Source organism: Bacteroides sp. FSHCM14E1 (genome assembly GCF_019633785.1).
In the GTDB taxonomy this organism is placed as follows: Bacteria; Bacteroidota; Bacteroidia; order Bacteroidales; family Bacteroidaceae; genus Bacteroides; species Bacteroides hominis.
Genome location: NZ_JADKYL010000008.1, coordinates 143,457 through 163,880, shown reverse-complemented (window position 1 = coordinate 163,880; position 20,424 = coordinate 143,457). Strand labels below are relative to the sequence as shown.

The 20,424-nt window shown below is 40.5% G+C and carries 18 protein-coding genes; all 18 read left to right on the top strand.

Translation table 11 applies throughout. The features are described from left to right. Positions 1–51: 51 nt before the first annotated feature. Positions 52–1,131, top strand: coding sequence for a DUF6371 domain-containing protein (locus ISX59_RS13705; RefSeq protein WP_220575988.1), 1,080 nt, complete (start codon positions 52–54; stop codon positions 1,129–1,131). A 138-nt stretch (positions 1,132–1,269) separates the two neighbouring features. After that, the gene (locus ISX59_RS13700) at positions 1,270–1,578 is read left to right on the top strand and encodes a MobC family plasmid mobilization relaxosome protein (RefSeq protein WP_098032456.1); all 309 of its coding nucleotides are present in this window, start codon (positions 1,270–1,272) and stop codon (positions 1,576–1,578) included. Then, entirely contained in the window at positions 1,568–2,509 is a 942-nt protein-coding gene (locus ISX59_RS13695) for a relaxase/mobilization nuclease domain-containing protein (RefSeq protein WP_098032455.1), read from the top strand. Before ISX59_RS13700 ends, ISX59_RS13695 begins: the two co-directional genes overlap by 11 nt. A 35-nt stretch (positions 2,510–2,544) precedes the next feature. Next, positions 2,545–2,949, top strand: coding sequence for a hypothetical protein (locus ISX59_RS13690; protein WP_098032454.1), 405 nt, complete (start codon positions 2,545–2,547; stop codon positions 2,947–2,949). A gap of 96 nt (positions 2,950–3,045) precedes the next feature. Beyond that, the gene (locus tag ISX59_RS13685) at positions 3,046–3,762 is read left to right on the top strand and encodes a hypothetical protein (protein WP_098032453.1); all 717 of its coding nucleotides are present in this window, start codon (positions 3,046–3,048) and stop codon (positions 3,760–3,762) included. A 4-nt stretch (positions 3,763–3,766) separates the two neighbouring features. After that, positions 3,767–3,967: a helix-turn-helix domain-containing protein gene (locus tag ISX59_RS13680; RefSeq protein WP_007665817.1), complete on the top strand. Its 201-nt coding sequence runs from the start codon at positions 3,767–3,769 to the stop codon at positions 3,965–3,967. Between the two features lie 5 nt (positions 3,968–3,972). After that, positions 3,973–5,280: an SIR2 family protein gene (locus tag ISX59_RS13675; RefSeq protein WP_121736319.1), complete on the top strand. Its 1,308-nt coding sequence runs from the start codon at positions 3,973–3,975 to the stop codon at positions 5,278–5,280. Continuing rightward, complete coding sequence (locus ISX59_RS13670) at positions 5,267–7,015, top strand: ATP-binding protein (protein ID WP_007665821.1); 1,749 nt, start codon at positions 5,267–5,269, stop codon at positions 7,013–7,015. The genes ISX59_RS13675 and ISX59_RS13670 overlap by 14 nt, the downstream gene beginning before the upstream one ends. 32 nt (positions 7,016–7,047) lie before the next feature. Further along, complete coding sequence (locus ISX59_RS13665) at positions 7,048–8,544, top strand: N-6 DNA methylase (protein WP_220575987.1); 1,497 nt, start codon at positions 7,048–7,050, stop codon at positions 8,542–8,544. 3 nt (positions 8,545–8,547) lie between these two features. Continuing rightward, the gene (locus tag ISX59_RS13660; RefSeq protein WP_065538064.1) at positions 8,548–9,678 is read left to right on the top strand and encodes a restriction endonuclease subunit S; all 1,131 of its coding nucleotides are present in this window, start codon (positions 8,548–8,550) and stop codon (positions 9,676–9,678) included. 14 nt (positions 9,679–9,692) lie between these two features. Further along, on the top strand, positions 9,693–10,712 hold the full coding sequence (locus tag ISX59_RS13655; protein WP_042985695.1) for a Fic family protein: 1,020 nt from the start codon (positions 9,693–9,695) through the stop codon (positions 10,710–10,712). A 7-nt stretch (positions 10,713–10,719) separates the two neighbouring features. Beyond that, positions 10,720–14,070: a DEAD/DEAH box helicase family protein gene (locus ISX59_RS13650; protein WP_220575986.1), complete on the top strand. Its 3,351-nt coding sequence runs from the start codon at positions 10,720–10,722 to the stop codon at positions 14,068–14,070. 55 nt (positions 14,071–14,125) lie between these two features. After that, a complete protein-coding gene (locus tag ISX59_RS13645; RefSeq protein ID WP_036633159.1) occupies positions 14,126–14,557 on the top strand; it encodes a YdeI family protein in 432 nt (143 codons plus the stop codon). A 28-nt stretch (positions 14,558–14,585) separates the two neighbouring features. After that, positions 14,586–15,983, top strand: a complete 1,398-nt coding sequence (gene rhuM / locus ISX59_RS13640; RefSeq protein ID WP_042986115.1) for a RhuM family protein — start codon at positions 14,586–14,588, stop codon at positions 15,981–15,983. Positions 15,984–16,017: 34 nt separating this feature from the next. Beyond that, a complete protein-coding gene (locus ISX59_RS13635) occupies positions 16,018–16,824 on the top strand; it encodes a metallophosphoesterase (protein WP_220575985.1) in 807 nt (268 codons plus the stop codon). A 979-nt stretch (positions 16,825–17,803) separates the two neighbouring features. After that, a complete protein-coding gene (locus tag ISX59_RS13630; RefSeq protein ID WP_005821471.1) occupies positions 17,804–18,583 on the top strand; it encodes an SDR family NAD(P)-dependent oxidoreductase in 780 nt (259 codons plus the stop codon). 140 nt (positions 18,584–18,723) lie between these two features. Next, on the top strand, positions 18,724–19,326 hold the full coding sequence (locus tag ISX59_RS13625) for a TetR/AcrR family transcriptional regulator (RefSeq protein ID WP_005807998.1): 603 nt from the start codon (positions 18,724–18,726) through the stop codon (positions 19,324–19,326). Positions 19,327–19,442: 116 nt separating this feature from the next. Then, the gene (locus ISX59_RS13620; protein ID WP_022011574.1) at positions 19,443–20,420 is read left to right on the top strand and encodes a hypothetical protein; all 978 of its coding nucleotides are present in this window, start codon (positions 19,443–19,445) and stop codon (positions 20,418–20,420) included. The last annotated feature ends 4 nt before the right edge of the window (positions 20,421–20,424 follow it).

The following is a 20,424-nucleotide window of genomic DNA, read 5'->3' as shown; positions in this document are numbered from 1 at the left end:
AGCGAAAACGACAATAACGACAAAAGTGACACACTAAAAAAGAGATAAACAATGAGTACACATAGATTCATATTAGAACCCTACAAGGGCGTCAGCACCCGGCATACTTGCCCGAACTGCCACCGCAAAAGATGTTTCTCCAAGTACATTGATACGGAGAAGCGAATCCAGTTTCCGGATTACGTGGGGCGTTGCGACCACGAGCAGAAATGCGGTTATCATTTCACACCCCGTGATTACTTTGAACGGCATCCATCTGAAAAAGAAAAGTTGTCCGAAAATAACTCTCAGAGCTATGCGTCTATTAAGACAGCCGAGCCGATAGCCACTTCCTACATTGATTTGGGAATAGTCAATCAGTCGTTACAACGCTATCCTGAGAACAAGCTGTTTCAATTCTTATCGGCTCAATTCGGAGAGACGGAGACATTGAAACTGATGGAGAAATACAAAGTTGGCACTTCCAAGCATTGGGACGGTGCAACCGTATTTTGGCAAATGGATTATCAGAACAGAGTCCGTACAGGTAAGATAATGCTTTACAATCCAGAAACTGGCAAGCGGATAAAAGAACCGTACAATCATGTCACATGGGTACACTCCGTACTACATAAAGAGGACTATAATCTGAAGCAATGTTTCTTCGGTGAGCATTTGCTTTCAGAAGACAAAAGCCGTCCTGTGGCATTGGTCGAAAGCGAGAAAACTGCAATCATTGCCTCCTACTACCTCCCCCAATTCCTATGGATTGCATCGGGTGGAAAGAACGGTTGTTTCAATGCCAATAATCAGTCCGTTCTAACCGGAAGAAGCGTTGTATTATTCCCCGATTTGGGAGCGACCGATTATTGGCAGAGCAAAATCGGGTTGATGAAAAGCAATGGAATTGATGTGCAACTGTTCGATTATTTGGAAGCCAACGCAACCGAAAACGAACGGAAAGAGGGGTACGACATTGCCGATTACCTGTTGAAGGTACGCCCCGATGAAGCCATACTCCAGCAGATGATTAAGAGGAATCCGAACTTGAAAACACTGATAGAAACATTTGATTTGAAGCTCATCTGCGTACAACGAGGCATTCCTCAACCAAAGGTTTCACCGCCGAAGAAACGAGGATTCAGACCTTGAACAAAGGGAGAGAATTTGAGACTTTTTTACTATAGCAAGTTAATGTCGGTGTATTACATTTCCCGACTAATTGCTCCTCAAAAAGTCAGAGGAGGCGGCTCCCGATGGTCACAAATTATTCACTAAAAGCAATTCAAAATGGAGAAGAAACATACGATAACACTCCGTCTGTCTTACGACCAATTCGCATGGCTCGGTGCGCTTTGCAGACGGAGCAAGCAGACTCAAAGCGCAGTCATCCGTTCGCTCATTGAGAACGGAACGGTACGTGAACGAATCACGAAAGAGCATATCCACATCATCCGTCAGTTAATTGGAGAAAGTACCAACCTCAACCAGTTGGCGAAACAGGCAAACACCTACGGATTCTTTGCCGTTGCCGAAAGATGCGAGGAGATGGCGCTGCGTATTAACCAACTTATAAAACAACTGAAAGATGATAGGTAAGCAGACCAAAGGGACATCGTTCGGTGGTTGTGTCCGCTATGTCCTGAAAGAGGAGAAATCCAAATTGCTGGAAGCAGCCGGAGTGGATGGCACACCCGAACAGATGGCAGAACAATTTGAATTACAAGCGTTGCTCAATGACAAGGTAAAGAATATTGTCGGACACACCTCGCTCAACTTCTCCCCTGAAGACAGCGAACGCTTGAAGTCTGATGATGTGTTGATGTTGCAAATCGCCCACGACTATATGAAACTGATGGGTATCGAAAACACGCAGTACATCATCGCCCGGCATATCGACCGTGAGCATCCGCATTGCCACATCGTTTTCAATCGGGTGGATAATGATGGCAAAACAATTAGCGACAAGAACGACTTCCGCAGAAATGAAAAGGCGTGTAAGATGTTGACGGCAAAATACCGCTTGCACTTTGCCAATGGTAAAGACCATATCAAGGAGGAACGCTTGCGTCCATACGACCGGGCAAAACACGAGATATACAAAGCGTTGAAAGAGGAGTTGCCCAAAGCTCAAAATTGGGATGAACTGAAAGAAGCTCTTGCTGACCGTGACATTGATATGAAATTCAAAGTCAGCCGGACTACAAGAGAAATACAGGGTGTCAAGTTTGAGTACAACGTTTTTTCTTTCTCCGGCTCAAAAGTCAGCCGTGAATTCAGCTACTTGAATATCGACAACCGATTGGAGCAGAATGCTTGCGCATCCTCATTTGAACACCCCAAACAAGGGGTCACGCATAATGATGAAGAGGTGCAGCAAAGCGTTTCCCACTCCGGCAATGGTTCAAGTATCGGCCTTGGTCTGTTGAATGGCAGTTCATCATACGATGCCACTGCCGCAGAAGAAGCTGAGTTCAACCGTCTGATGAAAAAGAAAAAGGCTAAGCGCAAGCGAGGCTTTCATTTATAATCCACTTTTTATTAACTTTTTAAATTCAATCAATTATGTTACAAAATGATTTGATTCTTGATTTCAATCTCTACTTGTGTGAGAAGTTCGGCTACAGAAACAGTTGTAGCGTGATGCAAAATGCCAATGGCTTTTGTGTGAACATCCGTGAGCGTGACTTGGACTGCTACATCCGTTTCTGGGAGTACAGCAACGGAAGAGGCAACTTCCCCGACTGGAGCATCATCATCGTGCGCAGCAATTTCAAGAAGAACCAAGCCGAAAGCCTGAAAGACTTGGCTCGCTTCTTCAAGGAGTACATGCCTCGCTACGGTTACAAGTACCTCTGTACCGAAGGTGATGACTACAAGTATTATCAGACACTCGGTTTGAAACTCATCCATCAAGACCTGTTCGGACAGGAAAACTATGGATTGGCGATGAAGGATTTGAATGTCTGACATTTGATTTAGGGTTAAGGAGGGTATTTTTCCTCTCCTTTTCTCTTTATATAGCAGATAATTTTATATCTTTGCAAACGGAAAAACAATAAATATATGAACGCAATAGGCATACTTGAACAGCAACAAGCTAATGAAGTTTTAAGATTGGAAATAGCATATTCCAATCTTTATAAAGCGTATATGCTGGGAGATAGAAATAAAATGATAAGTCACTATATTGCTACAGGCTATATAGGCATCCCTTATTTTGCAGAATCGGTACAAAGTCAGACGAAACAGGAAATGCTCTCTAATGGAATTTTGCCTGACATATTACCAACTTCCATTGACAACATCAAAGATGATACATTATTGCGAATGAATGTTGTGGGATGTTTGAAAGCCTTACAAAATGAGATTAATATTCGCAATATATATCGAACCCATTACACATATGCGCAAAATATTCTTTATCAGCCTAATCATATATTTAGGCAAGAAGAAGTCTTATATCAAAACCCATATGGACAACAACTGAAAGTTGCCGATATACTTGCGGTATCTAAATATGCAGTAAGCATTGCGGAAGCTATTGCACCGGATGATGAAAATTTTTCAAAAGCAAATGCAGCAATTACAGCTTTACAAAGTATAGATGCAACACTTAACAATAAACCGGAAGATAAGCCAGTCAACAAGATGTTGCATTTAGTAACCAGCTTCATTTCTTCTGTTGTAAAATCATCTATCAAAAATGATGAAGCAAAGCGTGGAGTTACAATAACTGCATTAATGGTTGATTTGACTATAGATTTCTTTTGTAAAAAATAAAGCGATGGATAAACCTATGAATCGGATAAAAGAGGTACTTGAAGAAAGAGGTATCAAACAAACTTGGCTGGCCGAGAAACTCGGCAAGAGTTTCTGTATAGTCAATGCGTATGTATGCAACAGACGGCAACCAAGTTTGGAAGTGCTATTTGAAATTGCTGATATATTGAATATTGATGTGAAAGATTTAATAAAAGACAGATGAGTAGTATGAAGAAGCAAGAAGAACAAACTAAAAATATCTGTCTTTTAAAAAAAGATGGATTTACACTTTATTTAGTGAAAGAAGGAGATTCGTTCACTGATATAAAGAATGGAGTCGTTTCCATACTTCCAGAAGAGCTTATTGCCAAACGCAAAAGCGGAGGCAACATCTCGACTGACATAGAAAACTACGCCCACAAATTAAAACGTCAAGAATATGGAAAGAAGCTAAATTACCAAATTGAGAATCTCTTGTTTCTTACTGGTGCAGGTTCTTCCTACCTTTTTGGAGAGAATGACAAGAAAGGCAAACTCATGTGTAATTTATGGGATGATGCTACGGTTTTGCTTGGTGGAAAACAGAATATGGATGCCTTTTGCGAAAAAGTCAGATATACTGACAAAGACGAGAAAGACGAATATAGAAAAAACCTAGAAAAAGTCCTTTCATTAGCAGAAAAAGCAAAAGATTATATCACAGAACCGATTTTCAAAACAGATAAAGAAGAATGGAATATTACATATACCGTTAGCAAAATAAAGAAGATGATTAAAGATAATTGCAATCTACAAATAACATCTTCCGAATCATCCAGTGTGCATGAAAAATTTCTTAATAAGATTACTAAACGAAAAAGTTCTATTGCAAGGGTAAAGTTATTTACCTTAAACTATGACACCCTATTTGAGCAAGCTGCACGAAAAGGGAATTATACAATAATAGATGGATTCTCTTTTTCCATTCCACGGATATTCAGTGGAAGACATTTTGATTACGATATCGTAATTCGTGATGGTAGCAGAATTAAGAACGAGGACAATTTTGTTCCACGAGTTTTCCACCTATACAAACCACATGGTTCGGTAGATTGGGAAAAACGAGGCAACAACGTTTACCAAAATAAGGCAGAAGAAATTTCTGTAGAAGATTCATTAATGATTTTTCCGCAAGAAAATAAATATGAACACTCTTACGAACAACCATTTTTTGAAATGATGACTCGTTTTCAAGCTGCGTTACGTATGAAAAATACTACATTGGTTGTTATAGGATTTAGCTTTGGTGACAAGCACATATTATCCATGATAAACGAAGCTTTGGAACAAAATCCAAGTTTTCAACTTATCATTATCAATTACAGGGACACAGGTATCATAGAAAGCGACATTTTCTATAAAGAAGCTGGTGAAAGAGGTAATATAATGATGGTCAATGAAACTTTTAAAGAATTTGTTGACGCTTATCCAAACATCAAAATATATGACCAATCCGATGAATATCGTTTAGTGAAAATTGTCAATGAAGGGAACTAATTATAATCCATTTGTAAACGAGCACTTTATTGGTTTTATCAATCAAGTAACTCCACAAGGAGTGAAGGTACATTTCCCTTCCTCCGCTTTGTTACAACCTTTTTTCAAGTATGGTGAACTATATCACGGCGGTTTAGTAGGCAACTATGTAGTAATAGAAGGGCATCAAATGGGATTCTTAGGAAAAATACAAGGAATAGAATTACCTGAAAAAGAGCGTTTGGAACTAAGCGAAAAGTCTTTTGAAACTAATGAAATGCATCCCATAGGATACATTGAAATTCTATTGTCTTTTAGTTTTGAAAATCCAGAAGAAATACAGCGTGGACTTAACACACTACCTCCAATTGGAGCTAAAGTATTTGTTTGCGCTTCTTACTTCATACAAAGTTTCTTTAAACGATTCGGCGTAAAAAAAGAAAATACTGCCCCATGCCTTATGAAACTTGGTGTATTGACACAAGATAAAACAACTCCTGTGGAAATCTCTTTGGACGCTTTGTTTGGTCGCCATTGTGCTATTGTTGGAACTACTGGAGGAGGCAAGAGTTATACAACAAGTAAACTACTTGAAGGAATTTCAAATGCCAAGGCTAAAGCTATTATCATAGATCCTACTGGAGAATATTCAGGTTTTGATTCTAAAGATTATGTAGAAAGTGCTATTATAAATAAAGATAGCTACTTTCATTATTCCCGTTTATCCGTTGGAGATTGGTTCGCATTGTTCAGACCTGCGGGACAAGTGCAACAGCCCAAATTATTAGATGCGATAAAATCACTTAAATTGGCAAAGTGTTTAGAGGAAAACGAAAAATTACCAGAAGATGGGAAATTTTATCATCCTAAGTTTACAGATAAATTCATAACGTGTGTAGGCGGTATAATTAGAAAAAAATGTCATTATAAAGATGCTTTTAGACATTTTGAAACGAAATATATGGCAGAAATAGAGGAAGATAATTCTGAATTTGATTTAACAAAACTTGTAATCCAATTAAAGGAGGAAGCCGTATATGAAAGTAATGGCAGTAATGTTGAAATGTGGGGAGATGTTGACAAAAGAACAAGTGACAACATCGCTAGTCTAATTATTCGTATATATAGTAAGGTATCAGACAAAGCATTTAAGCAAATATTTGGCATAGGAAAAGAGCCTAAAAAAGATTTGTGTGAGACAATTGAATCTTTTATAAGCAACAAGTCAAAACACATTCTACGTATCGGTTTTGAAGATGTTCCCTATGACTTTCAAACAAGAGAAATATTAGCTAATGCCATAGCTAAATTCTTACTTAACAAAGCAAGAAAAGGAGATTTCAAGACACAACCTATTGTGTTCTTTGCAGATGAAGCGCACCAATTTCTGAACAAAGAAGTTAAAGATGAATATTTTCAATCCATGCGTTTAGATTCTTTTGATTCCATAGCAAAGGAATGTAGAAAATATGGCTTATTCCTTTGCTTGGCAACACAAATGCCAAGAGATATTCCATTGGGAACTTTAAGCCAAATGGGTACTTTTTTAGTTCACCGATTAATAAATCATAAAGACAAAGAAGCGGTAGAAAGTGCTTGTTCTGCTGCAAATAAATCAACATTGGCGTATTTACCAGTATTAGGTGCAGGAGAGGCTATACTTATGGGAGTAGATTTTCCAATGCCCGTAATGCTAAAAGTCAATTTACCACAGACTGAACCTAATTCGCATACGCCACAATTTAAGAGATTGTAAAAAAGTAGAAACAAAATTAGCATAAGAACAATATGATTACAGGCGATATAAAACAAAAGGTGGATGATGTATGGCAAACATTCTGGAACAATGGCTTTACCCAACCATCGGCAATCTTTGAACAGATAACTTATCTGCTCTTTATGAAGATGCTTGACGACAAGCAACGTGAAAAGGAATCGATAGCAAATCTTACGGGCGATGTTTTGCTTAACCCAACATTCCCCGAAGGAGTGTGGCGCAATCCATCCACCGACAAAGATGTACCCTACCACGAAATGCGTTGGCACGTATTCAAAGAAATGGAGCCGACCAAAATGTTGGATAGGGTGCGCAACGATGTGTTTATCTTTTTGCGTCATGTTGGGAAAGAGGGTTCGGCTTATAGAAAGGCAATGGAAGACACTGTTTTCCAAATTACCAATGCTCGCCTGCTATCGCGTGTCATCGAAGGTATTGAAAATATCACGTCCGATGGGGCTGACATGATGGGTGATGTGTATGAGTATATGCTCGGCATCATGGCAGCATCGGGTACAAACGGACAATTCCGCACCCCTCGCCATATCATCCGCATGATGGTGGAACTGATGCGACCCACTCTTAATGATACCATCTGCGACCCGGCAATGGGTTCTGCGGGTTTTATTATGGAAGCAGCCAAATTTATCACAGAGCATCAGAGTGATGATTTGCTTAATATAGGAGAGGGAGACCGTTTCCGCAAAGAGATATTTCACGGTTCGGATTCGGACGCTTCCATGCTCCGCATCGGTTGCATGAACATGATGCTTCACGATGTAGACGAGCCTAATCTGTATTATCGTAACTCGCTGTCTGACGAGAACAACGATACAAACCGCTATACCCTTTGCCTTGCCAATCCTCCGTTTGCAGGTAGCCTTGACACTGACGACATAGCGCACACGCTGAAAGCGGCTGTCAAGACCAAGAAAACGGAGTTGCTGTTTCTTGCCTTGATGATGCGGATGCTTCAGTCGGGCGGACGGTGTGCTTCCATTGTACCGGACACGGTTCTCACAGGTGATGCGCAAGCCTATAAGACTATACGTTCCGCATTAGTGGATAAGCACTGTATGCAAGCCGTCATCACGATGCCCTCCGGTGTGTTCCAACCTTATAGCGGAGTCTCTACCGCTATCATCATCTTTACTAAGACAGGTACAGGCGGTACTGACAAGGTTTGGTTTTACGATATGCGTGCCGATGGATTCTCACTCACCACGCAGCGCACTCCTCAGCCTGAACAAAATGACATACCTGATATAATCTCCCGTTTCCATAACCTCGAAGCGGAAACCGACCGCAGTCGCAAAGAACAGTCATTTTTTGTCACTGCCGATGAAATTCGTGCCAATGGCTACGACCTTAGTTATAAGCGTTATCACGAAGTGGAGCGTGAAGTTATTGAATATGAAGCACCGGAAACTATTATCGCTCGAATGGAGGAAAGACAGAAGGCTATTGACGCAGCCTTTGCTGAGTTTAAGAAACTGCTAAATTCGTAGGGTATGAGAGTGGATAAATCAAAGTGGCAAAAGATTTTTTTAGGTGAGGTATGCAATCTTTATCAACCTAAAACAATAGCAACAAGTTGTTTGGACTCTAATGGCAAATATCTTGTATATGGTGCTAATGGAGTTATTGGCAAATACAATGAATATAATCATAAATTTCCAGAAGTGCTTATTACTTGTCGTGGAGCGACTTGTGGAACAATAAATATAAGTAAACCATTCTCATGGATTAATGGTAATGCAATGGTGGTTCACCCTAAAGAAGAAAATCTATTAGATTTTGCTTTTTTAGGGAAAGCTGTATCTGCTATTGATTATAGTAAAGTCATTACAGGGGCTGCGCAACCTCAAATAACAAGAGCCAATTTGCAAAAAGTGCAAATTGTCATTCCAACACTTGTTGAGCAACAAACAATCGCATCAGAATTGGATGCAGTGCAAGAAATGATTGACGGCTACAAAACGCAGATTACCGACCTTGATGCCCTCGCTCAATCTATCTTCCTTGATATGTTTGGCGACCCTGTAACTAATCCGAAAGGATGGGAGATTATGAAGATAGGAGAAATAAGTGAAGTCACTTCTAGCAAAAGAATATACCAATCCGAACAAACAAAATCAGGTATTCCATTTTATAAAATTAGTGATTTTCCTAATTTGATTGAATATGGATATAGCGATACTGGAATATTTATCTCGCAGGCTAAATACGAGGAATTAAAATCCCAAAAATTAGTTCCAAATGAAAGCGATTTATTAATAACATCAAGAGGAACGTTAGGGTTATGCTATATCGTAAAGGACGAAGATTGCTTCTATTTTCAAGATGGGATGATTACATGGCTGAAAAATCTTAAGTCAACTGTTTTATCTGCCTTTCTTGGATTTATGTTTCAATCGTCTTTGTTCAAGAATCAAATTGAGAAAGCACAAAATGGAAGTACTATTGCATACCTCTCAATTGCTATGATTAGAAAGTTTGATATGATAGTGCCTCCCATTAAACTTCAGCAACACTTCGTCAGCCAAGTCGAAGCCATCGAAAAGCAAAAAGAACTAATCCGCGACCAATTAGCCGAAACCGAGACCCTGATGGCAGAACGAATGCAATATTATTTCTCTTAAAACAAGACAACGGTATGAAAGAGATTGATAAGAAACTGATAGAAACCATCAGCCGATATACAGCTTCGGGGATAGACCAGCAGGTGGATTATGAAAAATTCTACCTGTACTCTCTTATTACTCATTCTACGGCTATCGAGGGTTCTACTGTTACCGAAGTAGAAAACCAGTTGTTGTTTGACGAGGGAATTGCAGCCAAAGGAAGAAGCCTGAACGAGCAGATGATGAATGTGGACTTGAAAAACGCATACCTCTATGGCTTTGAATGGGCGAAAACAGGACAACCATACTCTGTTGAACTTTTATGCGAATTGTCTGCCAAAGTCATGCGCCGTACAGGTTCGGAATACTCCACGATGGGTGGCAGTTTTGATTCCTCCAAAGGAGAATTGCGACGCTGCAATGTAAGTGCCGGAATAGGAGGCAGAAGTTATCTGGCATTTCAGAAAATACCTAAAGCAACAGCAGACTTCTGCGATTGGTTAAACGGGGAACTGGCATCTGTGGATAGAAACGATATGGCGGCATGTTATCGGTTGAGTTTTGAAGCGCACTTCCGCCTCGTCACCATTCATCCGTGGGTTGACGGCAACGGGCGTACTACCCGATTGCTGATGAACATCGTACAACGACAGTTGGGTCTTATCCCGTCTATTGTTACCAAAGATGCTAAAGGCGAATACATTCAGGCTTTGATTGACAGTAGGGAGCAGGAAGACAGCACCATTGTTCAAGATGTAATGCTTACGCAGCATACTACCAATCTTGAAAATCGGATTTTACAGTATCAACAAAGCATGGATGATACTGCAAAAGCGAAAAGTGATACTGTAAATGATACTGCAACGCCTAAAGACACCACAGCCCGGCTCATTGCAGCCATTAAAGAACACCCAGAATATACATACGATGAGTACGCCAAACTCCTGAATGTCGGTCGTGCCACTGTTGCACGACATATCAAGAAGTTGAATGGAACGGTCATTCAGCGAATCGGTTCAGATAAAGATGGCTATTGGGAATTTATAAAATGATTGAGTCATGAGGAATTTCGACATCATAAAAGACATTGACGGATTAAGAACAATTTATCGTTATTGCGTCACAGCAGAGGATTTTCAAGTAGCTAATCCGATGGTCTCAGCCATGCAGGCACGGCTTGCGCTGGAAACAATGGTCAAGACCGTTTATCGACTGAAAGGATGGCAAATAGGCGAACGTACCTCATTGCTTTCGCTTACCACCGATGAACGATTTACGGCATTTATAGATAGCGAAGACCTGATGAAACGCATTCACTATGTGCGTAAAATCGGAAACAATGCAGCACACGCCAATGATGGATTTGTTGGGCGTAGAGAGTCTTTCTTTGCTGTACTAAATCTATATTACATCATTGGCTCCATCCTATTAGCTTGGCAGGTGATTGACACATTGCCGGACTTTAACAAAGACCTGATACCCCAATCACCTCAACCAAGCAACCTTGCCGTTGTTCCTCAACCAGACCAAGCCCAAGCAGCTACCACACAAGCAGCCGACAGAGCCGCAAAAGCGGTAGAAGAAAGCTCCGAGGCGCAACCTGCAACAGTGGAAGCCCAACCTGTTGTAAACGACCCATCGGAAGCGGAAACCCGGAAATTGTATATCGACCTGTTGCTTCACGAAGCAGATTGGAAAGTTTCTGAACATAAAGGTGAAATCATCCCCCGTCAAGCCGGAATAGAGATAGAAGTACAGGGTATGCCCAATGAGAGCGGTGTTGGATATGCGGACTATGTACTGTTTGATGCAGACGGAACACCACTGGCAGTAGTGGAAGCCAAACGCACCAGTGTAGATGCGACAGTAGGTCGCCACCAAGCGGAATTGTATGCCGACTGTCTGGCAACACGCTACACTTGTTCTCGTCCGGTTATCTATTATACCAATGGTTTTGAAACTCACTTAATAGACGGCATTGGTTATCCGTCGCGCAAAGTGATGGGATTCCATACCATTGACGAGTTGCGCAGAATGATAGCGCAACGTGGACGCAACGACATTACCGATTTACAGATTTCGGACAAGATAACCAACCGCAACTATCAGAAACGAGTAATCGAATCTGTCTGCAAGCATTATAATGACAAGCATCGCCGTGCCCTATTAGTGATGGCTACTGGAACGGGAAAGACACGTGTCAGTATTTCGCTTGTGGATGTATTGGTGCGAAATAACTGGGTGAAGAACGTGCTGTTCCTTGCCGACCGTATCGAACTGGTCAATCAGGCAAAAAAGAATTACACAAAGTTATTGCCCAACATGACGGTCAGTTCCTTGCGTGACAGCGATGTGGACATATCGGCACGTATTCTCTTCTCCACTTATCAGACCATGATAGGACATCTGGACAGGGACTCCAAGACTTTCTCGTTGGGCAGATTTGACCTTATCATCATTGACGAAGCACACCGCAGTGTGTTCGGTAAATATGGAGCAATCTTTGAGTATTTCGATAGCCTGCTCTTAGGACTGACGGCAACTCCACGTGATGAAGTTGACCGCTCTACATACGACCTGTTCGGCATGGAGCAGGGCGAACCGACCGACAGCTACGAATATGACGAAGCGGTAGCAGATGGTTATCTGAACCCATTCAGAGCAATAAAAGACAACTCAAAGATTCTGACCACAGGAATTGACCCTGAACAACTTACCCCGGAAGAGCGGGAACAGTTGGAAGAGATTTTCGAGTATGAGAAGATGAAGGCGGGGCTGGAGCCGGATGAGCCATACAGCCGCAAAATCAATGCAGTGGAGATATTCAAATACATCTTCAACCAAGATACCGTTGACCATGTGCTAAACAGGCTGATGAACGACGGCATCCGTGTGAAGGACGATACCATGATAGGTAAAACCATCATATTTGCCTACAACCACAAGCACGCCGTATTCATAGCAGAACGGTTTGCAGCCCTTTATCCCGACTTAGGAGCGGATTTCTGCCGAGTGATTGATAATTATGAAAAGTATTCATCCGATCTGATTGACAAGTTTGCTGATGCAGAAAAGCAACCACAAATTGCCGTATCTGTAGATATGCTCGACACGGGCATTGATGTGCCTGAAATCGTAAACTTGGTTTTCTTCAAACCTATCCACTCCAAGATAAAGTTCTGGCAGATGATAGGCAGAGGCACACGTCTGTGTGAGAACCTGTTTGGCGAAGGCAGAGATAAGGAAGAATTTTTAATCTTCGACTTCTATCGAAACTTTGAATATTTTGAGATGAACCCCGAAGGTGCCAAGCCCACCAAATCGCAATCCATCGTAAGCCTGCTTTTTAATCTTCGCACGGATATTAAATTCGTCTTACAGGATGGAGCGTATCAAAGTAAGGAGGAATCAAAGGCTTTTCACGACAACCTTGCCGACATATTACACAAGCAGGTAGCCGAACTGAACAGAAATCGGATTGATGTGCGCCTTCAACTGAGAGCTGTAGAAACATACGCCATGCCGGAAGCTATGACCTGTTTGACTCTTGGTGATGTGGCGGCAATGAAAGGAAATATCTCACCTTTATTCAAAAATGCAACGACAGACACTTCTGCTTTAAAGTTTGACGCTCTTGTACTTAAATCTCAACTTGCATTGGTTGATGAAACGGTCAACTCCACATCATCTGAGCGGAAAATAATGGATATAGCCGGTTATCTCAAAGAGAAGAAAGCCTCCATTCCGCAAGTGATGGCCAAGATGGATGTGCTGAACGAGGTGCTGTCCGCTCATTTCTGGGAATCTAAAAGTCTTGGCTCGCTTGAACGCATCAGACGGGAGCTTCGTGAGCTTATCCAATACTTGGATGGCGGCACGGCAGGACAAACATTTACCATCAATGTAACGGATACCTTTGAAGAAGATAATTCAGGTGTTAATATAACCCCTATCCGTACCTATCGCCGCAGGGTGGAGGACTACCTCAAAGAACATCTGTCAGACGATGACACTTTGCAGAAGATATACCACCTTGAACCGTTGTCTGAACAGGACATTGCTCGATTGGAACAAATTTTCTGGGAAGAATTAGGATCCAAAGAAGAATTTGATGCACAAACAAAAACAAAGCCTTATCAGCATAACGTGGCTGCTTTCATCCGTTCCATCATTGGTATAGAACAGGAAGCAGCATTAGAGAAATATCGTGCATTGATTCATGGTGCGGAACTAACCCGTATGCAAGAGGAGTATCTGCGTACACTCATCCGCTATGTATGTGAGAATGGCGATATTGCCACTGTGGTATTACAACAACCGCCATTCAATAAGTTTACCACCATTTTCCGTGATAGTCCAAAATCGCTTATTGATTATGTAAAACTTATCAGTCAGGTGATTGCAGCATAAATAAATATTTGTATAATCGGATGCACTATAACATATAATTTGAATTACGAGTAATATGGAAATTATCAATCTACTGGACTTCACAGACCGCATCGAGCTGAGAAATTGGCTGAAGGCTAACCACAACCAAGCGAAATCGTGTTGGGTTATCACTTCACGCTCTAAACAGCCTACATACAAATGTATTCCATACATTGAGGTCGTTGAGGAAGCATTATGCTTCGGGTGGATTGATTCAACTATAAAGAAATTACCTGACGGACGTCTTGTACAACGGCTTTCACCTCGTCGAAAAAGAAGTCATTGGACTGAATTAAACAAAGAACGCTGTATAAATCTTGAAGACCGAGGGCTTGGGCTTATGACAGATGCCGGACGACAAGCATTTGAAAGAGCCTATTCCTATGAAATAGTTCCGAAAGGCTCTCTTATGGAAGAAATTATCAGGAAGCATGATAAAGAATTGAGACCGGATTTATATAAGTAAGCTTTCGCAATTCTAAAATGTACTAAGGATGATTGAAGAAAATAACATATCCCCTATCCGCTCTGATTTTGAGCAGATAAAAAAGCAAAATGAAAGCGGTTCAGAGTATTGGACTTCTCGTGATTTGTGCGTTGCATTAGGCTATAGTACCTATCAAAAATTTACACGCACCATAAACAAGGCTATTGCGATAGCCAGTCATAAAGGACTTAATATAGCCGACCATTTCAACCATATGGTTGAAATGGTCAAATTAGGCTCCGGCTCAATCCGAAAAGTAGAAAATATACATTTATCACGCATGGCTTGTCTGATAATTGCAGAAAATGCCGATGGCAAGAAGCCACAAGTACAAATGGCAAGAGAATATTTCAGACAGGAGACACCTACTACTGAATTGCTTAGCCATAGCCTATCATCCAATATTTTACTCTACAAAACAAAGCAAGGAGAGACACGAATTGAAGTTATTTTCAACAGTGAAACTTTTTGGATGTCACAAAAGCGTATGGCTGATTTGTTTGGAGTAGATGTGCGCACTATCAACTATCATCTTGGGCAGATTTATGAATCAGGCGAGCTTACCAAAGAGGCAACTATCCGAAAAATTGGGATAGTTCAATCAGAAGGAGAACGAGACGTAGAACGGACACCATTGTTCTATAATTTGGATGCAATCATTGCCGTAGGCTATCGTGTGAACAGTTACCAAGCCACTCAATTCAGAATTTGGGCGACATCTGTTTTGAAAGAAATGATAATCAAAGGATTCGTGTTAGATGATGAACGATTGAAACAAGGAAAACATTTTGGCAAAGATTATTTTGATGATTTATTAGAACGCATCCGGGAAATACGTGCTTCAGAACGCCGATATTATCAAAAAATCACTGATGTATATGCCGAATGTAGTGCCGATTATGACCCCAAATCTGAAACGACCCAACTGTTTTTCAAAATGGTACAGAATATGATGCATTGGGCTGTTACCCATCAAACGGCTGCTGAAATCGTATATTCAAGAGCAGATGCCAAAATGCCTCACATGGGACTTACCACTTGGAAAAATGCACCTGATGGCAGAGTTCAAAAGTCAGACACAATAGTTGCCAAAAACTACTTGTCCGACAAGGAAGCCTCTGCCTTAAATCATCTATCAACTGCATTCCTTGATTTTGCGGAACTTCGTGCAGAACGACAGATTATTACCACGATGGCAGACTGGAAAAAACAATTGGATGAGTTCTTGGCTTTATACAAATATGACACCTTGAATAATGCTGGAACTATTTCCGCAGAACAAGCGAAAGAAAAAGCATACGCTGAATACGACAAATTCCGCTTGATTCAAGACAAAGAATATCTTTCTGATTTTGACAAGGAAATCAAGGTGTGGAAAGAAAAAGGGTTGTTTGGCGAAGATTAATTCTATCTATAAGTACTATTAACAGGAACATAAGATGAATTATAGCAACGCATTCTCACTATCTTTTCCCGAAGCCAAGACAATCATTGTTTCGGGGGATATTCATGGAGACTTTAATCAGTTAGTGTTCAAACTCTGCATTCAATATAAGTTGACGGACACCCTATTGATTGTTGCTGGGGATTGTGGTTTTGGCTTTGAAAAGAAAGAATACTATGAGCAAATGATTAGACGAAATGCCAAGAGAATGAATCAAGCCAACAATTGGATTGTATTTGTGCGTGGCAATCATGATAATCCTGCTTATTTCGATGGAACAACATTCAACTACAAACGCTTCATCGCTGTTCCTGATTATACTATTCTTCAAGCCTGCAATCATACCATCCTTTGTGTAGGTGGAGCTATCTCTATTGACCGTATTTATCGCATAAATGAATGGAACAAACGGAAATATCGTGTTCACTCCAATGAGTCGCAAGAAAATGATATTCCTCGCAATTTATATTGGCAGAATGAAGTTCCTGTTTACGACGCTGATAAGATAAACACCATCAGTGCAGATTTCTTAATTGATACAGTTGTCACACATACCGCGCCATCACATTGTGAGCTATTCTTAAAAAGCAACCTCAATCAATGGGCAGAGAACGATCCATTACTTCTTGAGGATGTACAACTTGAAAGAGAAGTAATGGATATGCTTCTTAACCATCTCAAAACCAACAACCACTCGGTGAGCCATTGGTATTATGGTCATTTTCACCAAAGTTGGCATTCCGCTATTGACGGAATACTATATCAGAAGCTCGACATTATGGAGTTCAGCCAAGTTTATTGATTTATACCATTTCGGGTATAATATTGAAATAAAAAGCGGAATTATACCCGATAGGATATAATGGTCTCCCCCGAATAGAAGTGTACCATTTATGGCATACAAACACTTTTTCAAACGAATCAAGTCCCCCAAAATAATCAGAACGCAAAAATCCCACCGCAAACCGCAGAAATTCCAAGAAAAGCATTACCTTTGTATTCAACAAGCGTTCTGTAACATCCATACGGAAAAGCCCTATCATTCAACACGTTGAAACTGATAACGGACATTCTACAAAAGGACTGAAAAGAGGCGGTACAACACGTATATGCAAAGCTATGAAATACAATGATTTGCATTTGTCCCTACATTCTGTGTACTTGTTAAAACGGAGGTTGTACCGATTAAAATGAATAGTCACTGATAATCAGTGATGTAAATATGCTGCATCGGCAAATAGAAGCCGATAAAAAGCAATTAATCCTTATTAGTAACGATAGTTTGAGATTGTACCAAAACTTATGTAGGCTAATTTTTGCCTACATAACAGCTTACATTAGAATAGAGGTTATCCACTATTTTGTTTATCCCTGCCTTTTACCCGGTTAATTCCCTATTCACCAATAATTTAATAATAAGTATTTTAATGCTAACCACTTCTATATGGCAATAAAAAAAGGCTATCTATCCCAGACAGCCAATCTTTTGTTAACCTTAAATCTAATACTATGAAAAACACATTGCAAAGATACGGACTTCTGGTAATTTTGCAAATTTGCAAAGCAAAACAGGATATCTTATAACATGGTTTAATAGAAGAGCCATGATGTTAACATTTAGCCTTTCTTTTGTTAACATTTAACAGACTTATAAAGATTTAGCGAAATAGAAGATACATAGATGCTAAAGTCAGGCAAATGGTGCTAAAGAGGGTTTATTCGGATAACAAATTCCCCAATAAACTGTTTTTGAGGATAATAATCTTCAAAAACACTCCTATATGAACAGATTTGAAAATAAAACAGCTGTTATCACGGGCGCTGCCGGTGGAATTGGCGAAGCAACCACACGCCGCATTGTATCCGAAGGTGGGAAAGTTGTTATAGCCGACCATTCAAAAGAAAGAGCAGAACAACTTGCTACCGAACTCAATGCTTTAGGAGCAGATGTACGCCCGATCTATTTTTCTGCAACAGAATTGCAGAGTTGCAAAGAGTTGATCGCCTTTGCCATAAAAGAATACGGGCAGGTAGATGTATTGGTAAACAACGTAGGAGGTACAAATCCTAAACGGGATACCGACATTGAGACACTGGACATGGATTACTTCGACGAAGCTTTCCATCTTAATTTATCTTGTACCATGTACCTGTCCCAACTGGTTATCCCCATAATGAACGCACATGGCGGTGGCAATATTGTGAACGTAGCCTCAGTCAGTGGAATTACAGCTGATGCGAACGGCACTCTTTATGGAGCAAGCAAAGCAGGAGTCATCAATCTGACCAAATACATTGCGACACAAACAGGAAAGAAAAACATACGATGCAATGCTGTAGCCCCGGGACTGATTCTCACACCTGCAGCATTAAACAACCTGAATGAAGATATACGGAACGTATTTCTCGGACAATGTGCGACACCATATTTAGGAGAACCGCAAGACATCGCCGCAACAATTGCTTTTCTGGCTTCCGAAGACGCACGATACATTACCGGGCAAACAATAGTAGTAGACGGCGGGCTGACCATACACAATCCAACGGTAAACCTGGCATAAAAGATTCTCCTTTTACCCCAAACATATTATATCCCAAACAGTAGAAAAATGCTGTTTGGGAAAAATATTTCTCTTTTCCTCTCGATGTTACCGATAAGAAACATATTTTTGTGACCGATCAGTAACAATAATATAAAGCCATGGAAAAAGAGTTTATCAAAAACAGACAGGTAACAGAGCTAATCCTCATCAAAGCAGTAGACGAATTAATCGAAGAGAAAGGTTTCGAAGGATTAGGCATCAATGCAGTAGCAGCAAAAGCAGGAGTATCAAAAATGTTGATCTACCGTTATTTCAACTCTTTAGAAGGTCTGATAGCAGCATATATCGGCCAACATGATTATTGGATTAACTTTGACGGAGCACTACCGGATAAAAACCACCTTGGTGAATTCATCAAAGAGATGTTCCGGAAACAAATCATAATAATGCGAAAAAGCTACACTTTGAAACGGCTATACAGATGGGAACTCACGTCAGACAACAATTTTATAAAAGACCTCCGCGAGAAAAGAGAAGCCAAAGGCATTTGGCTGATAGATGCTGTAAGCAAACTGTCAAAACACCCGCAAAAAGAAATAGCAGCCCTTGCCACTATCATTACAGCAGCCATCAGTTATCTCACGTTGCTGGAAGAAAACTGTTCTACCTTCAATGGTCTCAAACTTCAGGAAGAGAGCGGTTGGAAAGAACTGGAAGACGGAATCAACATATTAGTGGACCTATGGTTAGAAAAGCAATAACAAAAAATGAAAAAGATGATAACGATTGGAATTTGCATACTGGCAATATTACTCAACGGATGCAATAAAGATATAATAGAATACAGCAATAATGATCTCAGATCGACCTATTAATTATGGAAACAATAACAGATGACTATCTATTCATGATAGAACAAGCCACTAAAGCTCCTTCGGGACATAACACCCAACCTTGGTTATTTCGTATCGTAGAAGCAGGTATTGAGATTCATCCGGATAAAACTAAAACACTATCAATTGTAGATGGAAACCGGCGTGAAATGTTCATCTCCCTGGGATGTGCAACTGAAAATTTGTGCCTGGCTGCACAAACTAAAGGATATTCAGCCCAAGTAAACATTGCAGATAATGGAAATATCACAGTAAAACTCCAGCCCAATGCAGGCGTAATTACCCCTTCTTCTATCATTGTACAAATTGGCAAGCGGCAAACCAACAGAAGTATATATACAGGACAACTGATTCCGGAAGAAATGATACACAAGTTGCTTTCAATACCGAAAGCAGCAACAGTACACCTCCATTGCTGGAAAATCGGAACGCCTGAGTTCGACAAAGTTCGTTACTATGTTCTGAGGGGAAATACAATCCAGATGACCGACTTCCACTTCAAGAATGAGTTGAAAAACTGGATGAGATTCAATAAGAAGCATGCAGAATCGACTAAAGATGGTTTAAGTTATGCCGTTTTTGGTGCACCTAACTTACCACAATGGTTATCTCGCCGCATCATGAATGCTTGTCTGACTCCCAACATACAAAATAAAAGTGATGAAAAAAAGCTCCGATCGTCTTCACACATCATGCTGTTCTGTGCCGAGAAAGATACTCCGAAAGATTGGATTAATCTGGGAAGATCTTTAGAGTGCTTTCTGCTGAAAACAACGGAAATCGGTGTGTCCACCGCTTTTATCAATCAGCCATGCGAAGTGGAAATCCTCTCTGAACAAATGCAAAGAGAACTGCTAAACAATAAAAAAACTGAAATACCGTGTGTTTTACTCCGTATGGGATATAGCAGTCCAATGCCCTACTCGCCAAGAAAAAATCTTCATGAAGTGCTGATGCCCTAAAAAC